This is a genomic window from Methanoplanus endosymbiosus, assembly GCF_024662215.1.
In the GTDB taxonomy this organism is placed as follows: Archaea; Halobacteriota; Methanomicrobia; order Methanomicrobiales; family Methanomicrobiaceae; genus Methanoplanus; species Methanoplanus endosymbiosus.
The window spans coordinates 34,463-55,009 of sequence record NZ_CP096115.1; the positions used below are offsets into that span (position 1 = coordinate 34,463).

Sequence of the window (20,547 nt, forward strand, 5' to 3'; positions counted from 1 at the left end):
ACACTATAATGTCTGTAGGTTAAGCACTCTGTCCAAATAATTAAAATACCGGGAGGTTAACATATTTATCCGGGTTGAATGCAGATTGTAAAGAAGTCTGATAAGAGCATAATTGTCAGTGGGAAAGTCATTACAGAACTTGATAATTTTGTTGCCGATATAGCAGAAATAATCAGCAGATATACTGAATATGTGATTGTAAGCGGCTACGTGGCAATTCTTTTTGGAAGAGCACGAGGTACAGAAGATGTTGATTTTCTCATTCAGTATATGCCGTATGATAAATTTTCATCTTTATTTCATGAATTATCTGAAGAAAATTATTATTTTCTGAATTCAGACAATATTAATGAGTTATACTCAATGCTTTGCAGTGGTCTTGCTGTAAGAGTCGCAGCCGTGAATATGGTTATCCCAAATATTGAAATTAAGTTTCAAAAGGATGACTATGATGATTATGCAGTTTCTGAAAAAGTGACAGCTTCTTTTGGAGATATTTCTTTTTTTATTTCACCGGTGGAACTTCAGATTCCGTATAAATTCTATCTGGGAAGTGAAAAAGATATAGAGGATGCACAGTATTTATGGAGAATTTTTAAGGATATAATAGATCTGCCTCTGCTGGATTCTTTTCTTAGTTCTTTTGATATTGATGGTGAAATTTATGGAATTGAAATTTGACAGGGAAGATAACAGAAAAGAGAGGCTTGACTTTATCAGAAAATATGCAGAGTGGGTCAGGAGTGTTCCAAATGATGTCTGGAGCAGTCAACAGGCTGTAATACTCAATTCATTCATGAAAAATGCCGCAAATTATGCTCTTTCTCCTGAAGAATATCTCAAAATGAAAGCTAAAAGTTCTGCAAAAAGAGATACGAAAATAAGGCAGCTCTCCCAAAAGAAACTGAGGATAAAATAAGTGATAATAGTGTCAGTTATTATACAGTGTATTTTTCGGAATTATCAGGATTTCTGATAGTTAATCAGCCGGAGAATTACAATGGTACTCTGAGAAATAACTGAAATCAGGTTTGTTCGTCATCTCTTTTCAAGCCACACCGGTATAGCTCCTCCTGATTTTTCATAACTCTTAACAGCAACCGGAGATTTTATAAGAATTCTCCGGATGGTGTTGTACACCGCCGGAGTGGTATCTTTATCCGCAGACTTTAAGGCATTCAGTAGCAGGGTGACGCAGGGTTTTTGATACTCTTCAGCCATCCTGTCAAGGTTGCCGAATACTGAGAGGATATTTACACTGCTGTATTCGTTCACCGGAATCAGAGCTTTCAGAATTTCAGACAGGAGTTTCCTGCCGGAATCTGTCTCAAGTGAGATCTTTTTATTGTGAGCAAACCTGCCGAATAAAGCCCTCTGGTCGTTTGCCTGTTCTATGTTGAAATCCGGAGAATTCATAAGAATTCTGACAAGTTTTACAGTGTCATCACTGCTGCACCCGGCAACAGCGGCATAAAATGCTTCCCGGCTGACCGGGTGTGACATAGAATCTGCCCTGAATTTCTCCATAATTTCAATTCTGTCTTCTGCACTGCTGTTTAAGTAACATGCAAATGCCGTCAGTTTATCAGAGGCATTTGTGGAACTTTCAAACTGCTCCTTTGCCAGATCACGAACTTTTGGCAGATCGAGGGATGAAAGCAGGGTCAGAACCACATTTTTAACCTGCCTTGGCTTTATACCGGCAATCATGCTGTCCGGATCAGAACTCCCGGAGGTCTGAGCAGAGATCTGTGAACTGTATTTATCATAAATCCCCACAAGCTCATCATAATTCCGGGACGCAACAGCACCGCAGATCTTCTGCTTTATATCATACATCAGCCTGTAATTGTGGGCATATGATTCGTCATCTACAGATTCAAAGATTGTCAGTAAAAGTCCGCCGGTCTTTTGGATGAGATTTTCATCCCTCAGTAATTCCATATACAGATCTGTAATCCCTGCTGAGATCTCATGGGCCGGATCTTTTATGGCATTCATCTTTTCAAGGTCTAAAAGTCTGTAAAATGCAATGAATCGATTTGTTACATCACTGTCATTTTTAGCCTGCAATATCAGTTTTTCAGGCGTGGTATCGGTGAAAACTTTGCCGTACACACCGTAGCCCCTGCTGTAGGATACAAACTCCGGCTCATCAATATCATTAATGATTATTTCTTCCGCCCGGCCCTTTACCCATGATGTGATATTGGTAAGGTCTCTGCTGTCTCTGCCCACCGGAGTAATGGAGAACGGAAACTCCCATATATCCTTTTCTTTCTGCCCCGACTGATCTATTTTAACTAAAAGTTGTCGTTCTTCCGGGCTGTAATCCGAAGAGACCTTTATCTCCGGATATCCGGTCTGCTTAAGCCACTGTTCTGCCATAACCGAAAAGTCAAGGCTCGACTCATCTTCCATAACCTTGAGCCACTCTTTTCCGGTTGCATTGCCGTGGCTGTACTCTGTATGGTAGCGGTCAAGGGCACGGGCAAAGGTCTCTTTTCCCATAAGTGTCTCAATCATCCTGACAAATTCCGGTGATTTTACGTATGTAACTCCGGTTATCAGGTCATTTGGGTCATTGAATCCGTCAGGCTCAATTGGAATTGAACCTGTGCCCCGGTCATATGCCATGGTCCCGTTTCCGGGGGCCAATAGATCAATCACAGTCTGAAGGCGGGCATACTCTTCACCGAATTTAAAGGCATGATACTGATCCTCAACAAATACTGTTACGGCTTCATTTAACCAGATCTCAAAGGGACTCTGTCCTGTAACCTCTGAACCGTTTAAGTTGTGATAGAATTCATGCACCTTAACACGGGTCAGGTATTCATATGCCGGATCTGTAATCTGTGAGAAGGGCATTATCCGGTTTGTGGTAATGGTCGTATTTCCTACATTCTCCATGCCGCCGAAATCTGAGTTTTGCATGCCTATCTCACGGTACACTGTGCCGGTATACTGGTATCCCGGATGAATTGTTCCGGAAAGTTCTGCAAGTTCAGTTCTTATCCGGTTAATCTCATCCGGATTTCCGGCTGAAAATTTCAGCCTGTCTCTCTCTTTTGCAAGTTCATGCATTCTCTGGCGGGTCCCGGTATTATGGTACTGCTCCGGCCCTGTAAAGAGGTACATCCACATAATCCCGTCTGCAAGGATCTCAAGGGCACTTTCTGCCTCAGATCTGCTGCTGCCCGGAGGTACCAGAAGTTCAAGGCTGAATATTTTGCCGTCCGGATATTCAGATTCACGGGTGAATGTGTCATATGTGCCGGCACCCAGGAAGAAGAGATATGGCGCCATGGGCGTAATTTCGTTGGAATAGGTGATTGATACACGCCCGTTGCCGATGTCATGCCGGGGAACGGATATATCCCCGTTGCTGATGAGGTTTGTGTATCTCCCGTCGGCTTTTATTTTTGTTGTGTATGTGCATTTTGCAGTCATCTCATCAATGCAGGGGACAATTCTCTGAAATCCCCACTGCTGGCACTGGGTTATCTGCTGTGGCGGTGCACCGTTTGGGGTTACATCGTAATAGAGGCCTTCAAGGATGTTTGCGGTTGGCCGGCAGACTGTTCTGGTCTGGACTGTAAATTCTGTTCCTGCCGGAATTTCATCCTCAAATGAGATATTTAACAGGTTATTTTCAGTGTCATACTCATATGTCAGTTCATGTCCGGAGCATTCGACAAGCTGAATTTCGAGATTTTTTGCATTTAGGGTTAAGTTCTTCACCGGATTTTTGGGTGATTCCAGGTGAAGGTGTGAATCTGTTATGGTATGGTCGTCATAGATGTCAAATTCAAGGTCCATGTGAATGACATTGACCACAGGTTCACTGAAATCTTTTGGATAATATTTGAAAAGCTTATTTTCCGGATTAGTTCCCGGTTTATTTTGGGTCATATTTTCTATAATGTGTCCTTATATCAGATATAGTTTACAAAGGGCGTTTTGTCGGGGTGGGAAGTTATTTTCATTATTTTTTCATTACTTAATTCTCATATCAGGGGCAGGTCATTTTTTTATATCCGGAATTTGCTTTGGTTATGAATCCTATTTTGTTAAATCAATTTGTAATAAGTAAATATTTATCTAATTAATTCAAAAAGAATATACTTAATTACTAAAAAATGGTGAAGTATGGATCTTAAAATTTTAAAGCTTTTATCTGGGCTGCTATTGGCCTTCTGCCTTGTAACATTCGTTTCTGCCGGGGCTGGCACTGCGAACGGAACAGACAGTATCGTTGAATCGACTCCGGAAGTGGTGCCGGTTACAGATATATATGAAGTGTCTGAAGAAACGATTGAGAATATAACTGAGAAAAATCCGGCAGTTACGGACGAAGTAAATCTCATTCCAATTGGAGATGATTCAGCCACAGATGAAGAATCTGAAGAAGGATCGTCTCTGATGTCAGAATTTGTGTCTGAAACAACAAAAATTGTCATTGAGGAAAGTGACTTTAACTGGGAGGGTGAAGTAAGTCTGACCGAAGGTCCGGACTTCAAATACTCACCAACAACCAATCTGACTGCCGAATATGACATCAATGCAACATCCGACCTTGCAGCACTGCTAAAAGCGTCAGAGAAAGGTGGATTTGACTTCTACACTGACGATTCCGATTATCCTGAGCATGGTACATTCTGGCTTACCGGAATTGATGGGATCAATAATGCTGCTGACTGGTCGTACTACTGGTCAGTTTACATAAACGGTAATGCAACTGAAAGTGGTCTTTCCAGCAATATCCTTAATGACGGAGATCTTTTACAGTTCTGCTATGGCTATTCCAGCTGGACAGAGGGTATTTTCCCGTCACCGACAAGTTTTACAAACATCGTAAACATCACCGTTGATGTTAAGAGTGACTTTAACTGGGAGGGTGAAGTAAGTCTGACAGAAGGTCCGGACTTCAAATACTCACCAACAACCAATCTGACTGCCGAATATGACATCAATGCAACATCCGACCTTGCAGCACTGCTAAAAGCGTCAGAGAAAGGTGGATTTGACTTCTACACTGACGATTCCGATTATCCTGAGCATGGTACATTCTGGCTTGCCGGAATTGATGGGATCAATAATGCTGCTGACTGGTCGTACTACTGGTCAGTTTACATAAACGGCAATGCAACTGAAAGTGGTCTTTCCGGCAATATCCTTAATGACGGAGATCTTTTACAGTTCTGCTATGGCTATTCCAGCTGGACAGAGGGTATTTTCCCGTCACCGACAAGTTTTACAAACATCGTAAACATCACCGTTGATGTTAAGAGTGACTTTAACTGGGAGGGTGAAGTAAGTCTGACCGAAGGTCCGGACTTCAAATACTCACCAACAACCAATCTGACTGCCGAATATGACATCAATGCAACATCCGACCTTGCAGCACTGCTAAAAGCGTCAGAGAAAGGTGGATTTGACTTCTACACTGACGATTCCGATTATCCTGAGCATGGTACATTCTGGCTTACCGGAATTGATGGGATCAATAATGCTGCTGACTGGTCGTACTACTGGTCAGTTTACATAAACGGTAATGCAACTGAAAGTGGTCTTTCCGGCAATATCCTTAATGACGGAGATCTTTTACAGTTCTGCTATGGCTATTCCAGCTGGACAGAGGGTATTTTCCCGTCACCGACAAGTTTTACAAACATCGTAAACATCACCGTTGATGTTAAGAGTGACTTTAACTGGGAGGGTGAAGTAAGTCTGACCGAAGGTCCGGACTTCAAATACTCGCCTACAACCAATCTGACTGCCGAATATGACGTCAATGCAACATCCGACCTTGCAGCACTGCTAAAAGCGTCAGAGAAAGGTGGATTTGACTTCTACACTGACGATTCCAATTATCCTGAGCATGGTACATTCTGGCTTGCCGGAATTGATGGGATCAATAATGCTGCTGACTGGTCGTACTACTGGTCAGTTTACATAAACGGTAATGCAACTGAAAGTGGTCTTTCCGGCAATATCCTTAATGACGGTGACCATTTACAGTTCTGCTATGGCTATTCCAGCTGGACAGAGGGTATCTTCCCGTCACCGACAAGCTTTACAAACATCGTAAACATCACCGTTGATGTTGAAAGTGACTTTAACTGGGAGGGTGAAGTAAGTCTGACCGAAGGTCCGGACTTCAAATACTCACCAACAACCAATCTGACTGCCGAATATGACGTCAATGCAACATCCGACCTTGCAGCACTGCTAAAAGCGTCAGAGATAGGTGTATTTGACTTCTACACTGACGATTCCGATTATCCTGAGCATGGTACATTCTGGCTTGCCGGAATTGATGGGATCAATAATGCTGCTGACTGGTCATACTACTGGTCAGTTTACATAAACGGTAATGCAACTGAAAGTGGTCTTTCCGGCAATATCCTTAATGACGGTGACCTTTTACAGTTCTGCTATGGCTATTCCAGCTGGACAGAGGGTATCTTCCCGTCACCGACAAGTTTTACAAACATCGTAAACATCACCGTTGATGTTAAGAGTGACTTTAACTGGGAGGGTGAAGTAAGTCTGACCGAAGGTCCGGACTTCAAATACTCACCAACAACCAATCTGACTGCCGAATATGACGTCAATGCAACATCCGACCTTGCAGCACTGCTAAAAGCGTCAGAGAAAGGTGGATTTGACTTCTACACTGACGATTCCGATTATCCTGAGCATGGTACATTCTGGCTTGCCGGAATTGATGGGATCAATAATGCTGCTGACTGGTCGTACTACTGGTCAGTTTACATAAACGGTAATGCAACTGAAAGTGGTCTTTCCGGCAATATCCTTAATGACGGAGATCTTTTACAGTTCTGCTATGGCTATTCCAGCTGGACAGAGGGTATCTTCCCGTCACCGACAAGTTTTACAAACATCGTAAACATCACGGTAAACATTGAAGAATACAGCAGCATGGCAATGCTTATTCCTTCAAAAGGCCTGATGGAGGACACACCATACACAACGCAGATTTCTGTTGCAAATATCACAGATGCTTCCGGACTGAGCACATTCCTTACATGGAATCCTGATGTGATTGATATCCTGAATGTAACTGCAAATTCATCAGTATTCTCAGGTTCTGCAATATATCTGAACCTTACAGAAGGTTATGCGGAGGTTGCACTAACAAACACGGACGGTATGACCACAGATGCACCTGCACCGGTTTTTGATGTTAAGTTCCGTTCAAAGAAAGGCCTTCACCAGGAGACCATCCTCCTTGGCACCGGCACACAGTACAGTGACAAGTCATTTATTAATCACACTCTGCCGTGCGAAGACGGAATTTTCCGTATTGAGAGAGTTAAAGGTGACTTCAACGGAAACGGCTTTGTTGATATAGGCGATGTCTCAAGGGTTGCCTATATGGTTGCAGATAAGACTCCTGTGGATATGGAAGCTGACTTCAATGAGAACGGAAGAATTGATGTTGGAGATGCTGCTGCAATAGCGTGGTTCTTCATCGGAAAAACCGGTTATCTCTGACCTACTCTAAATCTATCTGAAACTATTTTTTTCACCCGGAATTAAATTTTGCAGAATTCCGGTTTAATTTTCCAAAATGCCGCAATAAATATCTATTTATGGGAATCATACCAATTTAGCACAATTCTATTGATTTTGCACAATGGATTATTAATTCTGGTTGGTTTGACTTATGAATGTTAGATTTAAAACGATTGCTCTATTGTCTCTCTTCGTATTATGCTTTTTTTCGCCTTTTGCGGCAGCATACAGTGAAGACAGTGTTTATGAAACCGGCATTCCGGAAAGTATGCAGGCTGGAACCGCACCATTAAACCCTGAATTTCTGAAATGGCAGGAAGAGCAGCTTAATAGTGAAGATTATGCTTCATGTGATTGTGATTCATGCTTATCTGCCGATGAGTCTGCCCCGGCGGGTGGATATTATCTTGGTGAAATTCCCTCCCCCGCTGTGATGAGCAGTAAAAAACCGGACAATATAGTAATTTCTGGTGAAGACGGAATAGTCGCAGCTGATGAAACACTTCCGTCATCATATGATCTAAGGGACTACGGGAAAGTTACCAGTGTTAAAAATCAGGGTGACTGCGGAAGCTGCTGGGCTTTTGCCACATACGGTTCTCTTGAGTCATATTTTCTGGTGAGTGAATCAGAGACTTATAATTTTTCAGAGAACAATATGAAAAATAAGAATGGTTTTGCGGCTTTATGCTGTGCCGGTGGAAATGTTTACAAGTCAACTGCATACCTGACCAGATGGGAGGTTCCTGATGGCGTCTCATGGTACACCGGACCTGTAAGTGAAGCTGATGACCCGTACAGTGATGATGAATATAACTGTGTAAGTCCTGATTCTCCGGCAGTTCAGAAGCATGCGCAGGATGTCTTTTACCTGTATGATCAGCCCGCAGATGACAACTCCTATGCAAAAACCATGATTAAAAATTATGGGGCAATCCATGGGCACATTTACTGGAATAAATCAATTGCCCTTAATATGGAGACTTCTGCACCATCATTTTACTTCAATTCTTCAGAAGGAATGTTAAGTGGTGGTGGCCATGCAATTACCCTTGTCGGCTGGGATGATTCATACAGCAAAACCAACTTTAATGTACAGCCGCCGGGTGATGGTGCATATATTGCCAAGAATTCCTGGGGTACATCATGGGGCAGTGATGGTGGATATTTCATGATCTCTTATTATGATCAGAGAATAAGAGGTGGAATGGTGTTATTCACCGCTGAGGAGACAGATAATTACGACAAATTATATGATCACTCTCCGTTTGGCTATATCAGCAATTTCGGAGGAAGCACCACATTTAAATTTTCAAACGTCTACACGGCAGGCGGAGATGAAACAATAGAAGCTGTTGGCTTCTATACAAATGAAGCCGGTGCAGAGTACACAATAAATGTCTATAAGAATCCGGACTCAGGCCCTGTAAATACAACCGTGGGATCATTATCCACAAAAACCGGCACAGCTGCACTTGCAGGTTATCATACAGTTGAGCTTACATCACCAGTTGACATACAGACTGGTGATAAGTTTTCGGTTGTAATTGAAATTACAAATCCGGAATATAAGTATCCGGCATGTTTTGAAAAAAATGTCACAAATTACCTCACACAGGCTACATCTGCCAGTGGACAGAGCTATTATTATAATGGTGTATCCTGGCTGGACTTATATGACTGGGATTCATCAGCAAACTTCTGCATAAAGGCATATACAGATGACAGTTCTGCCCTGATGCCGGTGGCAAACTTCACGGCAGTTCCTCCAAACGGACAGGTTCCGCTTGAAGTTCAGTTCATGGACAACTCCACGGGCACGCCAACATCATGGAACTGGGACTTTGGTGACGGAAATACCTCAACAACCCAGAATCCGGTTTACACATATCCGGATGCAGGACTTTACAATGTTACACTTGCGGTATCAAATGCATACGGCTCTGATTCCCTGACAAGGTATTACTATATTAATGTTACAGAAAGGATTCCTGATGCAGAACTTGACTTTAACAGGAATAATGTGGCACAGTTATACAACGACAGTTTCACACCCGGAACATATCCTGCACCTGTAACATACCGCCCTCATATCATGAACTACGATGAGATATTATTACTCGGAAATATCTCTGAGACAGCGTTTGTTGACAATATCACGGGTGTTAGCTATGATGCCTTTGCAGCATGGAACTCAACCCATGTGGAGTGGAATTTCCCTCCGGAATTTGCTATCGGCCCGGTAAGTGGTCTTGATACGAGAATATATACCTCAACATCGGAGGATATATTTTATAACCATACGCTGACCCGCACATTCAATGAGACAGTATTTACATCTCCGGGAGTTCAGCATGTCAATCTGACTGTAAACTTTGGTGATACTGATTTTGAATCGGTATGTATCGGACTATGGCCTGCAAAGGACCTCAATGCCACGGGAGTTATTGTCAACAATTCCTTTGCTACAAATGCACCGGTTGCACCGATAATTTCGTATAATCATCTGGGACTTGACAAAAACGGCATTGTTACAGGTTATGATTACTACTTCTCATATGATATTGCAATAATCCCGAATGCCTCAGCGGTTATTCATAAACCTATGACCTATGTATGGGAAGGCATTGAGCATGAGAAGAGGTATTTGCCAGGTGTAAATGTGACAATTGATCTTCCGGCTGACATGCTGAAATACGATGCACATGCTTTTTCGCTCACCACCAATACATCATGTGACTGGGTCGTGGAAACACAGGACAACTATCTATCTGTGCTGTCCGGAGAATCACAGGCTGTCTCAGTTTCTGCTCCGGTGGCAGATTTCACTGCAAATGTCACATCCGGAACAGCACCTCTGAGTGTTCAGTTTAATGATAACTCCACAAATACACCTACATCATGGTCATGGGAGTTTGGTGACGGCAATACCTCAGCGGCTGAGAATCCGGCTTATACCTATCCTGATGCAGGTGTTTATAACGTCACACTTACGGTATCAAACGCAGGAGGAACTGACTCTGAGATTAAGTACGGTTATATCAATGTCACAGATGTCGTATCTGACTGTGCATCTGCTGAACTTGACTTAAACAGGAATAATGTCGTACTCGAGTACAATGACAGTTTCTCCACAGGCACTTATGCAGCACCTGTTACATACAGGCCGCATATCCAGAATTATGACGAGAACTACACTCTCGGAAATGTCTCAGTCGCCGGAGCGGTGGACAACATAACCGGCGTTGATTACAAAGCCTTTGCGTCATGGAATTCAAGCTATGCAGAGTGGAACTTCCCTGAATATATGGCAATTAATCCGGGTGAAGGACTTGATACAAGGATATATACGACAACGACTGAGTATGTCTTTTACAACAGCACAATAGTCCGTACATGCAATGATACGGTATTTACATCTCCGGGCGTGCAGCACGTTAATCTGACTGTTAACTTCGGGGATAAGGATTTTGAGTCGGTATTTATAGGACTCTGGCCTGCAAAGGACCTCAATGTCACAGGGATGATTATTAATGGTTCTGTTACCACAGATGCACCGCTTGACCCTGAACCTGATTTTGCCGGCAATGAACATCTGAGGCTTGATAAAAATGCCCTTGTTACAGGTTACGACTATTACTTCTCATATGATGTAACGGTAATTCCTAATGCTTCAGTCCCTGCGGTAGTTCATAAACCTCTGGCTTATGTCTGGGAGGGTATTGAACATGAGACTGATCTCGTATATGGTACGAAAACCCTGAATGTTCCGCCCGGCATGCTGGCGTATGATGCACATGCATTTTCGGTTACAACCAATACAACCTGCAACTGGACAGCAAAAACACAGGACAATTATCTCTCTGTGCTCACCGGAACATCACAGGCAGTTGCACTCCCTGCCCCTGTTGCTGATTTCACTGCCAATGTCACATCCGGAAAAATGCCTCTTGCTGTGCAGTTTACAGATGCCTCCACCGGAAGTCCGTCCGGCTGGTCATGGAGCTTTGGTGACGGAGATACGTCAGCTGACAAAAACCCGGCGCATATATATGACTCTGCCGGGACATACAGTGTCAGCCTGACTGTCACAAATGCCGCCGGAAATGATACTGAGACAAAGAACGGCTATATCTCCGTATATGCACCTGGGGAGATGCCTGAACTGATAATTCCGGAGATCACCCTCGGCTGGGGCAATTCGACTGTAATCCCGGTTATGGTTACAAATATGACCAACGGTACCGGAATTTCCGGGACATTTACATGGGACTCGTCTGTGATAAGGGTGACATCGGTTACGGCAAATTCCACGGTGTTCTCCGGTTCGGTAGTCAATGTAAATATTACTGGTAATTCGACATTAATCAGCCTTACAAATACGGACGGGATGTCTGCAATTGATCCTGCGGCTCTCTTTGACATATCTGTAACTGCGGCCGGCAGCAATGGCGATAAATCGTATATCTCCGGTACTGATACATACTGGAGCGATACGACCTTTGACCGTCTTGACCTTGCATGCAGAGATGGTTTTGTTGAGATTTCCGGAGTTAAAGGGGATTTCAATGGAAACGGAGCTGTTGATATCGGAGATGTATCAAAGGTCGCCTATATGGTTGCCGGAAAGACCGATGTTGATATGAGGGCTGACTTCAACGGCAATGGTGAGGTTGATGTCGGTGACGCTGCAAAGATTGCATGGTTTTTTATAGGAATAACCAGTGATCTTTAGAATCCTGAATTATATCCGGATTTCTGAAAATAATCCCCACTACTCTTTTTTATATTCTGCCTGTCATAATCCCTCATGTCAGAGATACTATTAAATGTGATTGGTGGTATTACAGTATAATTCACTTTTTTGGTTGGTATGAATTATGTCTGCGAATGTAAAAACGATTATTCTGTCATTTCTTTTAATCTTAGTTCTGGCTGTGCCGGCAGTTGCAGGTGCAGAGGATTTGGGAAATGATACAGGTACAGATGTGGAGATCTGTGGCGGTAACTTAACTCCGCTGGTTCAGGATGAGGTGGCGGATACCTGTGACTCATGTGACCCGTGCAGTTGCGGGCAGAAAATTTCATCGGATTTGAATTCCGGGGAGGATGAAGCAGATCCTGTTGTTAATTATCCTCTTGGATATGTTCCTGCACCATATGAGATTGCCGACAGGACACCGGCTGATATCTCAGTTCTGACACTTGGTGACGGAGTATCCATAATGGCTGATGAACCACTCCCTGAAAGCTATGATTTAAGGGATCACGGCCGGATGACAAGTGTGAAGAATCAGAGTAAATGCGGTTCATGCTGGACATTTGCAACATATGGTTCCCTTGAATCACTTCTGCTTGGAGAGGAAAAGATGGATTTTGATTTCTCCGAAAACAATATGAAGAATAAGCATGGCTTTGACAAAGGATGCTGTGATGGCGGGAATTATGAAATGTCAACAGCATATCTTACAAGATGGGCTTTGCCGGATGATGTAACCTGGTATTCAGGGCCGGTAAGTGAAACTGCTGATCCATATGATCCATTCTCATGCAATGGCAGCCCCCCTGCACCGGAAATTCAGAAGCATGTGCAGGATGTATATTTCCTGCCACAGCAGTCTCCGGATGACAACTCGCTTGCAAAATCAGTAATCATGGATTGCGGCGCTCTGGCGGCAGCATTTCAGGTAAACTGGTCACCGGGTTTTAATATGGAGAGTGAGTACCCAAGCTATTATTTCAATTCCAGTTATGGGATGAATATTAATGGTGGGCATGCAATCACCATTGCCGGGTGGGATGATGAATACTCTAAGGATAATTTCAATGTAGTGCCACCAGGAGACGGAGCTTATCTTGTTAAGAACAGCTGGGGGACAGGCTGGGGCAATGAAGGATATTTCTACATATCATATTATGATGAATATATCAACGATGATATGGCATTTTTCACTGCCGAAAACCTGAGTAATTATGATTCGGTCTATTATTATGATGCCTTTGGTGCAACTGACTTTATGAGCATTGACGATCAGACAACGGGTTCCTTTGCAAATGTATTCCCTGCCTGGGGCAATGAAACAATAAGGGCAGCCGGAGTTTACACATATCAGACAGGTGCTGAGTTTGAGGCTGAAATGCATTTTAATCCTGATGACGGTCCTGAGAACAGCACAGCCGGAGTGGTTTCTGTTGTAAACGGCACTTTTGATCTGCCTGGTTATCATACAGTTGACTTTAAAACTCCGGTAGATATCTCAATCGGCGATACTTTCTCAGTCATCTTTACGGTAACTAACCCGTCCAGTCTTCTGACAGTACCAATTGAGAGGAAAATTGATAGTTATACGCCCAATGCAACCTCAGCACCGGGAGATGGTTTTTACCTTGCCGGCAACGGAGACTGGGCAGATGCCTATGATCTGACAGAATATAACCGCCCGAGTATCTGTATTAAAGCCTATACAACATTTGGCCATGTAGGCCCTGCTCCGGTAGCGAATTTCACAGCCGCACCACTCTCCGGAAAGGCACCGCTTACAGTTCAGTTCAATGACACTTCAGAAAATTCACCGACAGAGTGGTCATGGTCATTTGGTGACGGAAATTTATCCACTGAGCAGAATCCCGCATATGTCTATGACACAGCCGGAAGCTACAATGTTACACTTACGGTTAAAAACGAAGGCGGCAGTGATTCTCTGATAAAGACAAATTATATTGCTGCCTATTCTCCAGGAGATTCGCCGGGTATTGAATGGCAGAACTGTCTTGGTGGAAGTGCTGCTGATGACAGTTTTTCAGTAATACAGACATCTGATGGCAGTTATGCTGCAACAGGTTATACCCGTTCAGATAATGGTGATGTCTCAGGAAATCACGGAGAAGATGACTACTGGGCTGTAAAAGTAAGTCCGGAAGGTGAACTGTCATGGCAGAAATGCCTTGGCGGAAGCAGTTATGATAAAGCACAGCAAATTGCTGAGAGTTCTGCCGGAGATTACTATCTTATAGGGGAGACGTATTCAGATGATGACGATGTATCCGGCAATAATGGCAGTTATGATTTCTGGGTTGCAAAGACAGATTCTTCCGGAAATATAACCGGACAGAAGTGCCTGGGCGGAACCAGTGTTGATTGTGGTTATGCCATTGCTCTGACATCGGACGGTGGCTACGCGGCTGCCGGATATACCCAGTCAAATGACGGTGATGTCTCCGGAAGGCACGGGGCGCAGGACATCTGGGCCGTAAAAGTTGACTCTTCCGGAAATATTGACTGGCAGAACTGCCTTGGCGGAACCAATTATGATTATGGCTACAGTATAAATCAGACATCTGATGGTGGATATATCATCGCCGGGCAGACTGGTTCCAATGACGATGATGTCTCCGGAAACCATGGAAATGGTGATGTATGGATTGTGAAACTTGGCCCGTCCGGAAGTCTGCAATGGCAGAAATGCCTTGGGGGAACGGCAGATGACTGTGGAGAGTGTGTACTGGAGACATCTGACGGTGGATATATCGTAACCGGAACAACGGAGTCAGATGACTGTGATGTCTCAGGTAATCACGGAGGAGAAGATCTCTGGGTTGTGAAGATGAATTCATCAGGAGATATTATCTGGCAGAGATGCTTTGGCGGAAGTGGTGATGATTCCGGTGAAAGTATTGGTTTAACAGATGATGGAGGATATGTTATAACCGGAACAACATATTCGGATGATGATGATGTCTCCGGAAACCATGGCAATAGTGATGTGTGGGTAATAAAGGTGGATTCTGCGGGTCTTTTGCTATGGGAAAAATGCCTTGGAGGACCTGGTTATGAAAAAGGACACAGCATAGCTGAAACTGATGATTCTGGTTATATAGTGAGCGGTGGGGCATCTTCAGATGGTGGTGATGTTTCGGGCAGTCATGGCATGTGGGATGTATGGGTTGTAAAACTCGGAGTTACTGCTGCACCGTCAGCAGAGTTTGACTTTAACCGGAATTTTGTTGCATCAACGGATAAGAATACCTTCACAGCCGGAGATTATCCCTCTGATCTGGTGTACCGTCTGCATGCCGCCAATAAGGATATGAACTCCACGCTTGGTGACCTGACTTATATTGCACATGCAGAGAATCTCTCATGGATTGATTATTCTGCTTATGCGACCCGGAATTTAACATATGTTCAGTGGAATTTCCCGTCTGAATATGTTATTCCGGGCGGTTCAGGGTTTGATACAGGGGCAGGCACGACATTTGATGAGGATAAATTCTATAACCATGAATTTACAAGAGTCTGTAATGCCACAATCTTCAGGACACCCGGTGTGCAGAGGACAAATCTTACAGTGACATTCAATGATCTCGACTTTGAATCCATATTTGTCGGATTTGCATCTGCAAAGGATCTGAATATGACAACCGGAATTATCAACAGTTCGGTTGTGACAGATGCACCGCTCGCAGAACCGCTTCCATCCGGTGGGGATTATCATTTAAAACTTGATAAGGGTGCCCTTACAGCCGGAACTGAGTATTATTTCAGGTTTGACACACTTATTACGCCAAACGGCTCAACTGTAATTCATAAGCCGCTTGTCTATGTCTGGGAAGGCATTAATCATGAATCGGCCAGTCTCGGTGCAACCTATAAAGCCGAAGTTCCGGAAGGGCTGCTTTTAGCTGACGAATATGAGTTCTCGGTTGAGACTAATACTTCATGTGACTGGTCTGTAACCCGGCAGAACAATCTCATTTCGGTGCTTGAAGGTTCTTCGTTAAAGCCAAATGGCACACTTCCTGTGGCAGAATTCTCTGCAACTCCACTATCCGGTGCTGCCATCCGGCAGGTCAACTTTACAGATATTTCTGAGGGCAGTCCGGATACATGGTTCTGGGACTTTGGTGACGGAGAAACATCATCTGAGGTAAATCCGGTGCACAACTATACATCGTCCGGAACATATTCGGTCACCCTTGCGGTATCAAAGGACGGTGCAACTGATTCCATAACAAAGACTGATTACATAACAGTCTTTATTAAAGGCGATTTCAACGGAAACGGCATTGTTGATATCGGTGATGTCTCAAGGGTTGCCTATATGGTTGTGGGCTTAACTCCGGTTGATATGGCGGCTGACTTTAACGGCAACGGTGAGGTCGATACCGGAGACGCTGCAAAAATTGCCTGGTATTTTGTCGGAAAGATCGGGGAACTGTGATCTGTAAGGCAGAAATTTAAATTAATTTTTTGCGTTGTGTTTAAGATAGCCAAATTTCCGGGTCATTCTACATATCCTGGAATCTGCAGATCGTTATCTATTAAAACCATGAATTAAACAGAACTATATTTGTTTTCTGGGAGATCTGATTTATGAAAAAAGTTACTCTGTTTCTATTTATATTTATTCTTCTGACGTGCTTATCCGTTCCGGCGGTTTCCGGTGAAGATGTTAATTTTATTGGTGTGACTGAATCGTCCTTTGGGTATGAATTTGTGACAAAATGGGGTGTTAAGGGCAGCGATGATGGTGAATTCTCTTTTCCACGTGGCGTTGCAGTGGACAATGCGGGCAAAATCTATGTTACAGACTGGGGCAATAACCGCGTCCAGAAATTTACCGGTGGTGGTACCTTTGAGATGAAGTGGGGCACTAATGGCACTGAAGACGGGAATTTCCGGAGTCTGCTAGGCATAGCAGTGGACGATGTTGGTAATGTCTTTGTAGCCGATAGTGACAATAGCCGCATCCAGAAGTTCACCAGTGAAGGTAGCTTTGTGACTAAGTGGGGCAAATATGGTTTTGGTGATGGTGAGTTTAAATGCCCATCAGGTATAGCTATTGACGGTTTGGGTAATGTCTATGTGATAGACTGGAGCAGTTCCTGCGTCCAGAAATTTACCAGTGATGGTACCTTTGAGATGAAGTGGGGCACAAATAGCACATTTCCCAATGACATTGCATTTGACAGTGCCGGCAGTCTCTATATCACCGACACTCGCAATGATCGCATCCAAAAATTTACTACTAATGGCACTCTTGTGAAAGAGTGGGGCAGTTTCGGTACCGGTGATGGTGAATTTTCTTTTCCACGTGGCATTGCGGTTGATAGTACGGGCAATGTCTATGTTGCCGACGGCAATAATTGTCGCATCCAGAAGTTCACCAGTGAAGGCAGCTTTTTGACAAAGTGGGGCAGTTTCGGTAATGGTGATGGTGAGTTCAAATTTCCGTTTGGCATAGATGTTGACGATTTTGGCAATGTTTATGTTGCCGATAGCGACAATTCTCGTGTGCAGGTCTTCAGGCCCGAAGTTGTGACACCGGCACTTGTTGCCAATTTCACAGCAAACACCAAAACCGGTGCCGCCCCGCTTGAAGTTCAGTTTAATGACACCTCTACTGGCATTCCTACCTCGTGGTTGTGGAACTTCGGTAACGGAAACACCTCAACAGTGCAGAATCCGGTGCACACCTATCATACAGCCGGCAACTATACAGTAAACCTCACAGCCATGAATTCCGGAGGCTCAGATACTACGGAAAAGATGGATTATATTGAAGTGACCACATCATCCAATGAATATGAATTTATGACAAAGTGGGGTTCTCCCGGATCAGGGGATGGTGAGTTTTATTATCCGTTTGGTATCGCAGTTGACGGAGCGGGAATGGTCTATGTCTCTGATACAGGTAATCATCGTATCCAGAAGTTTACCAGTGACGGAACTTTTGTGACTGCATGGGGTACCAACGGCATGGGCGACGGTGATTTTTATGCCCCCCATGGCATCGCGGTGGACAGTTTGGGCAATGCCTATGTAGCAGACAGGGGCCAGTACCGCATCCAGAAGTTTACCAGTGGCGGGACTTTTGCGGCTAAGTGGGGTATTAAAGGTACCGGTGATGGTGAGTTTAACAAGCCGGAAGGTATCACGGTGGATAATGCAGGAAATGTCTATGTTGCCGATACCTATAATAACTGCATCCAGAAATTTACCAGTGGCGGTACCTTCCTGATGAAATGGGGATCAAAGGGCACCGGCAACAGTGAGTTTAATTATCCGTCCGGCATAGCAGTTGACGGTTTGGGCAGTGTTTATGTTGCCGACACTTACAATCACCGCATCCAGAAGTTCACAGGCAATGGCACTTTCGTGACAAAGTGGGACCCGAAGGTCACCAGCTACTGGGAGTTTAATTATCCTCATGGCATTACTGTGGACGGTTTGGGCAATGTCTATGTGGCTGATTCAGGGAATCACCGTATCCAGAAGTTAACCGGTGACGGTATCCTCGTGACGAAATGGGGCACATATGGCACCGATGATGGTGAGTTTGATGATCCCTGTGGCATCGCTGTTGATGGTGCCGGTAATGTCTATGTCATTGATACTGACAATGAACGTGTGCAGGTCTTCAGACCTGGAAATGTGACTCCGGTACCCGTTGCCGGTTTCTCGGCTAATATTACAGATGGTGCCATTCCGCTTGCCGTGCAGTTTACAGATGCCTCAACCGGAGATCCAACCGCATGGAGCTGGAGTTTTGGTGATGGTGGGACATCGGCAGATGAGAATCCAACCTATGTTTATGAGGCAGCCGGAAGCTACAACGTCAGCCTCGCAGTGACAAACGCTGCGGGAACTGACACAATTACAAAATTAAGCCTGATTAATGTAACAGCACCTGCACCAAAGGCAGAGTTTGACTTTAACCGGAACTTTGTTGCACTGATTGATGATAATACGTTCTCAGCCGGAAATTACACATCTGAACTGACCTATCTTCTGCATGCGGCAAGTATGGATATGAACTCCACGCTTGGTGACCTGACTTATATTGCACAGGCAGAGAATCTCTCATGGATTGATTATTCTGCTTATGCGACCCGGAATTTAACATATGTTGAGTGGAATTTCCCGTCTGAATATGTTATTCCGGGCGGTTCAGGGTTTGATACAAGGGCAGGCACAAATTTTTCTGAGGATAAATTCTATAACCATGAATTTACAAGAGTCTGTAATGCCACAATCTTCAGGGCACCCGGTGTGCAGAGGACAAATCTTACAGTGACATTCAATGATCTCGACTTTGAATCCATATTTGTCGGATTTGCATCTGCAAAGGATCTGAATATGACAACCGGAATTATCAACACATCGGTTGTGACAGATGCACCGCTCGCAGAACCGCTTCCATCCGGTGGGGATTATCATTTAAAACTTGATAAGGGTGCCCTTACAGCCGGAACTGAGTATTATTTCAGGTTTGACACACTTATTACGCCAAACGGCTCAACTGTAATTCATAAGCCGCTTGTCTATGTCTGGGAAGGCATTAATCATGAATCGGCCAGTCTCGGTGAGACTTATAAAGCCGAAGTTCCGGCAGGCATGCTTTTAGCTGATGAATATGAGTTCTCAGTTGAGACCAATACTTCATGTGACTGGTCTGTTGTCAGGCAGGACAACCTTATTTCAGTGCTGGAAGGGACATCCATAAAGCCAAATGGCACACTTCCGGTGGCAGACTTCTCCGCATCTCCACTATCCGGAGCTGCCATCCGGCAGGTTAACTTTACAGATATCTCTGAGGGCAGTCCGGATACATGGTTCTGGGACTTTGGTGACGGAGAAACATCATCTGAGGTAAATCCGGTGCACAACTACACATCATCCGGAAAATATTCGGTCACTCTTGCGGTATCTAAGGGCGATGCCGTTGACTCTATAACAAAGGCGGATTATATCACGGTCTTTCTAAAAGGCGACTTCAACGGCAACGGCATTGTTGATATCGGTGATGTATCAAGGGTTGCCTATATGGTTGTGGGCTTAACTCCGGTTGATATGGCGGCTGACTTCAACGGCAACGGTGAGGTCGATACCGGAGACGCTGCAAAAATTGCCTGGTATTTTGTCGGGAATATAAGTGAACTCTGAGAGATATGAATGGCAATGGCTGAGTTTATTCCGGGAGAAATATCCCGGCATAAATT

The 20,547-nt window shown here is 44.2% G+C and carries 7 protein-coding genes; 6 read left to right on the forward strand and 1 reads right to left on the reverse strand.

What is annotated here, in order from left to right; all coding sequences use genetic code 11:
- Nucleotides 1-78 precede the first annotated feature (78 nt).
- Complete coding sequence (locus L6E24_RS00115) at nt 79-681, forward strand: hypothetical protein (protein ID WP_257742713.1); 603 nt, start codon at nt 79-81, stop codon at nt 679-681.
- Nucleotides 665-919: a DUF8150 family protein gene (locus L6E24_RS00120; protein ID WP_257742714.1), complete on the forward strand. Its 255-nt coding sequence runs from the start codon at nt 665-667 to the stop codon at nt 917-919. Before L6E24_RS00115 ends, L6E24_RS00120 begins: the two co-directional genes overlap by 17 nt.
- 119 nt (nt 920-1,038) lie before the next feature.
- Here the strand turns inward: L6E24_RS00120 and L6E24_RS00125 are convergent, their stop codons facing one another.
- On the reverse strand, nt 1,039-3,915 hold the full coding sequence (locus L6E24_RS00125; protein WP_257742715.1) for a M1 family metallopeptidase: 2,877 nt from the start codon (nt 3,913-3,915) through the stop codon (nt 1,039-1,041).
- Nucleotides 3,916-4,152: 237 nt separating this feature from the next.
- Between L6E24_RS00125 and L6E24_RS00130 the strand changes: the two genes are divergently transcribed.
- The 4 genes from L6E24_RS00130 to L6E24_RS00145 all read left to right on the forward strand — a co-directional run bounded on the left by L6E24_RS00130 (nt 4,153) and on the right by L6E24_RS00145 (nt 20,491).
- Nucleotides 4,153-7,524, forward strand: a complete 3,372-nt coding sequence (locus L6E24_RS00130; RefSeq protein ID WP_257742716.1) for a DUF4430 domain-containing protein — start codon at nt 4,153-4,155, stop codon at nt 7,522-7,524.
- A gap of 172 nt (nt 7,525-7,696) precedes the next feature.
- Complete coding sequence (locus L6E24_RS00135; RefSeq protein WP_257742717.1) at nt 7,697-12,280, forward strand: PKD domain-containing protein; 4,584 nt, start codon at nt 7,697-7,699, stop codon at nt 12,278-12,280.
- A gap of 145 nt (nt 12,281-12,425) precedes the next feature.
- Complete coding sequence (locus tag L6E24_RS00140; RefSeq protein ID WP_257742718.1) at nt 12,426-16,766, forward strand: lectin like domain-containing protein; 4,341 nt, start codon at nt 12,426-12,428, stop codon at nt 16,764-16,766.
- Between the two features lie 152 nt (nt 16,767-16,918).
- On the forward strand, nt 16,919-20,491 hold the full coding sequence (locus tag L6E24_RS00145; RefSeq protein WP_257742719.1) for a PKD domain-containing protein: 3,573 nt from the start codon (nt 16,919-16,921) through the stop codon (nt 20,489-20,491).
- Nucleotides 20,492-20,547: the final 56 nt, after the last annotated feature.

Coding starts and splice junctions, on each gene's coding strand:
- L6E24_RS00115 (WP_257742713.1), top strand. CDS start 79: ATGCAGATTGTAAAGAAGTCTGATAAGAGCATAATTGTCAGTGGGAAA.
- L6E24_RS00120 (WP_257742714.1), top strand. CDS start 665: ATGGAATTGAAATTTGACAGGGAAGATAACAGAAAAGAGAGGCTTGAC.
- L6E24_RS00125 (WP_257742715.1), bottom strand. CDS start 3,915: ATGACCCAAAATAAACCGGGAACTAATCCGGAAAATAAGCTTTTCAAA.
- L6E24_RS00130 (WP_257742716.1), top strand. CDS start 4,153: ATGGATCTTAAAATTTTAAAGCTTTTATCTGGGCTGCTATTGGCCTTC.
- L6E24_RS00135 (WP_257742717.1), top strand. CDS start 7,697: ATGAATGTTAGATTTAAAACGATTGCTCTATTGTCTCTCTTCGTATTA.
- L6E24_RS00140 (WP_257742718.1), top strand. CDS start 12,426: ATGTCTGCGAATGTAAAAACGATTATTCTGTCATTTCTTTTAATCTTA.
- L6E24_RS00145 (WP_257742719.1), top strand. CDS start 16,919: ATGAAAAAAGTTACTCTGTTTCTATTTATATTTATTCTTCTGACGTGC.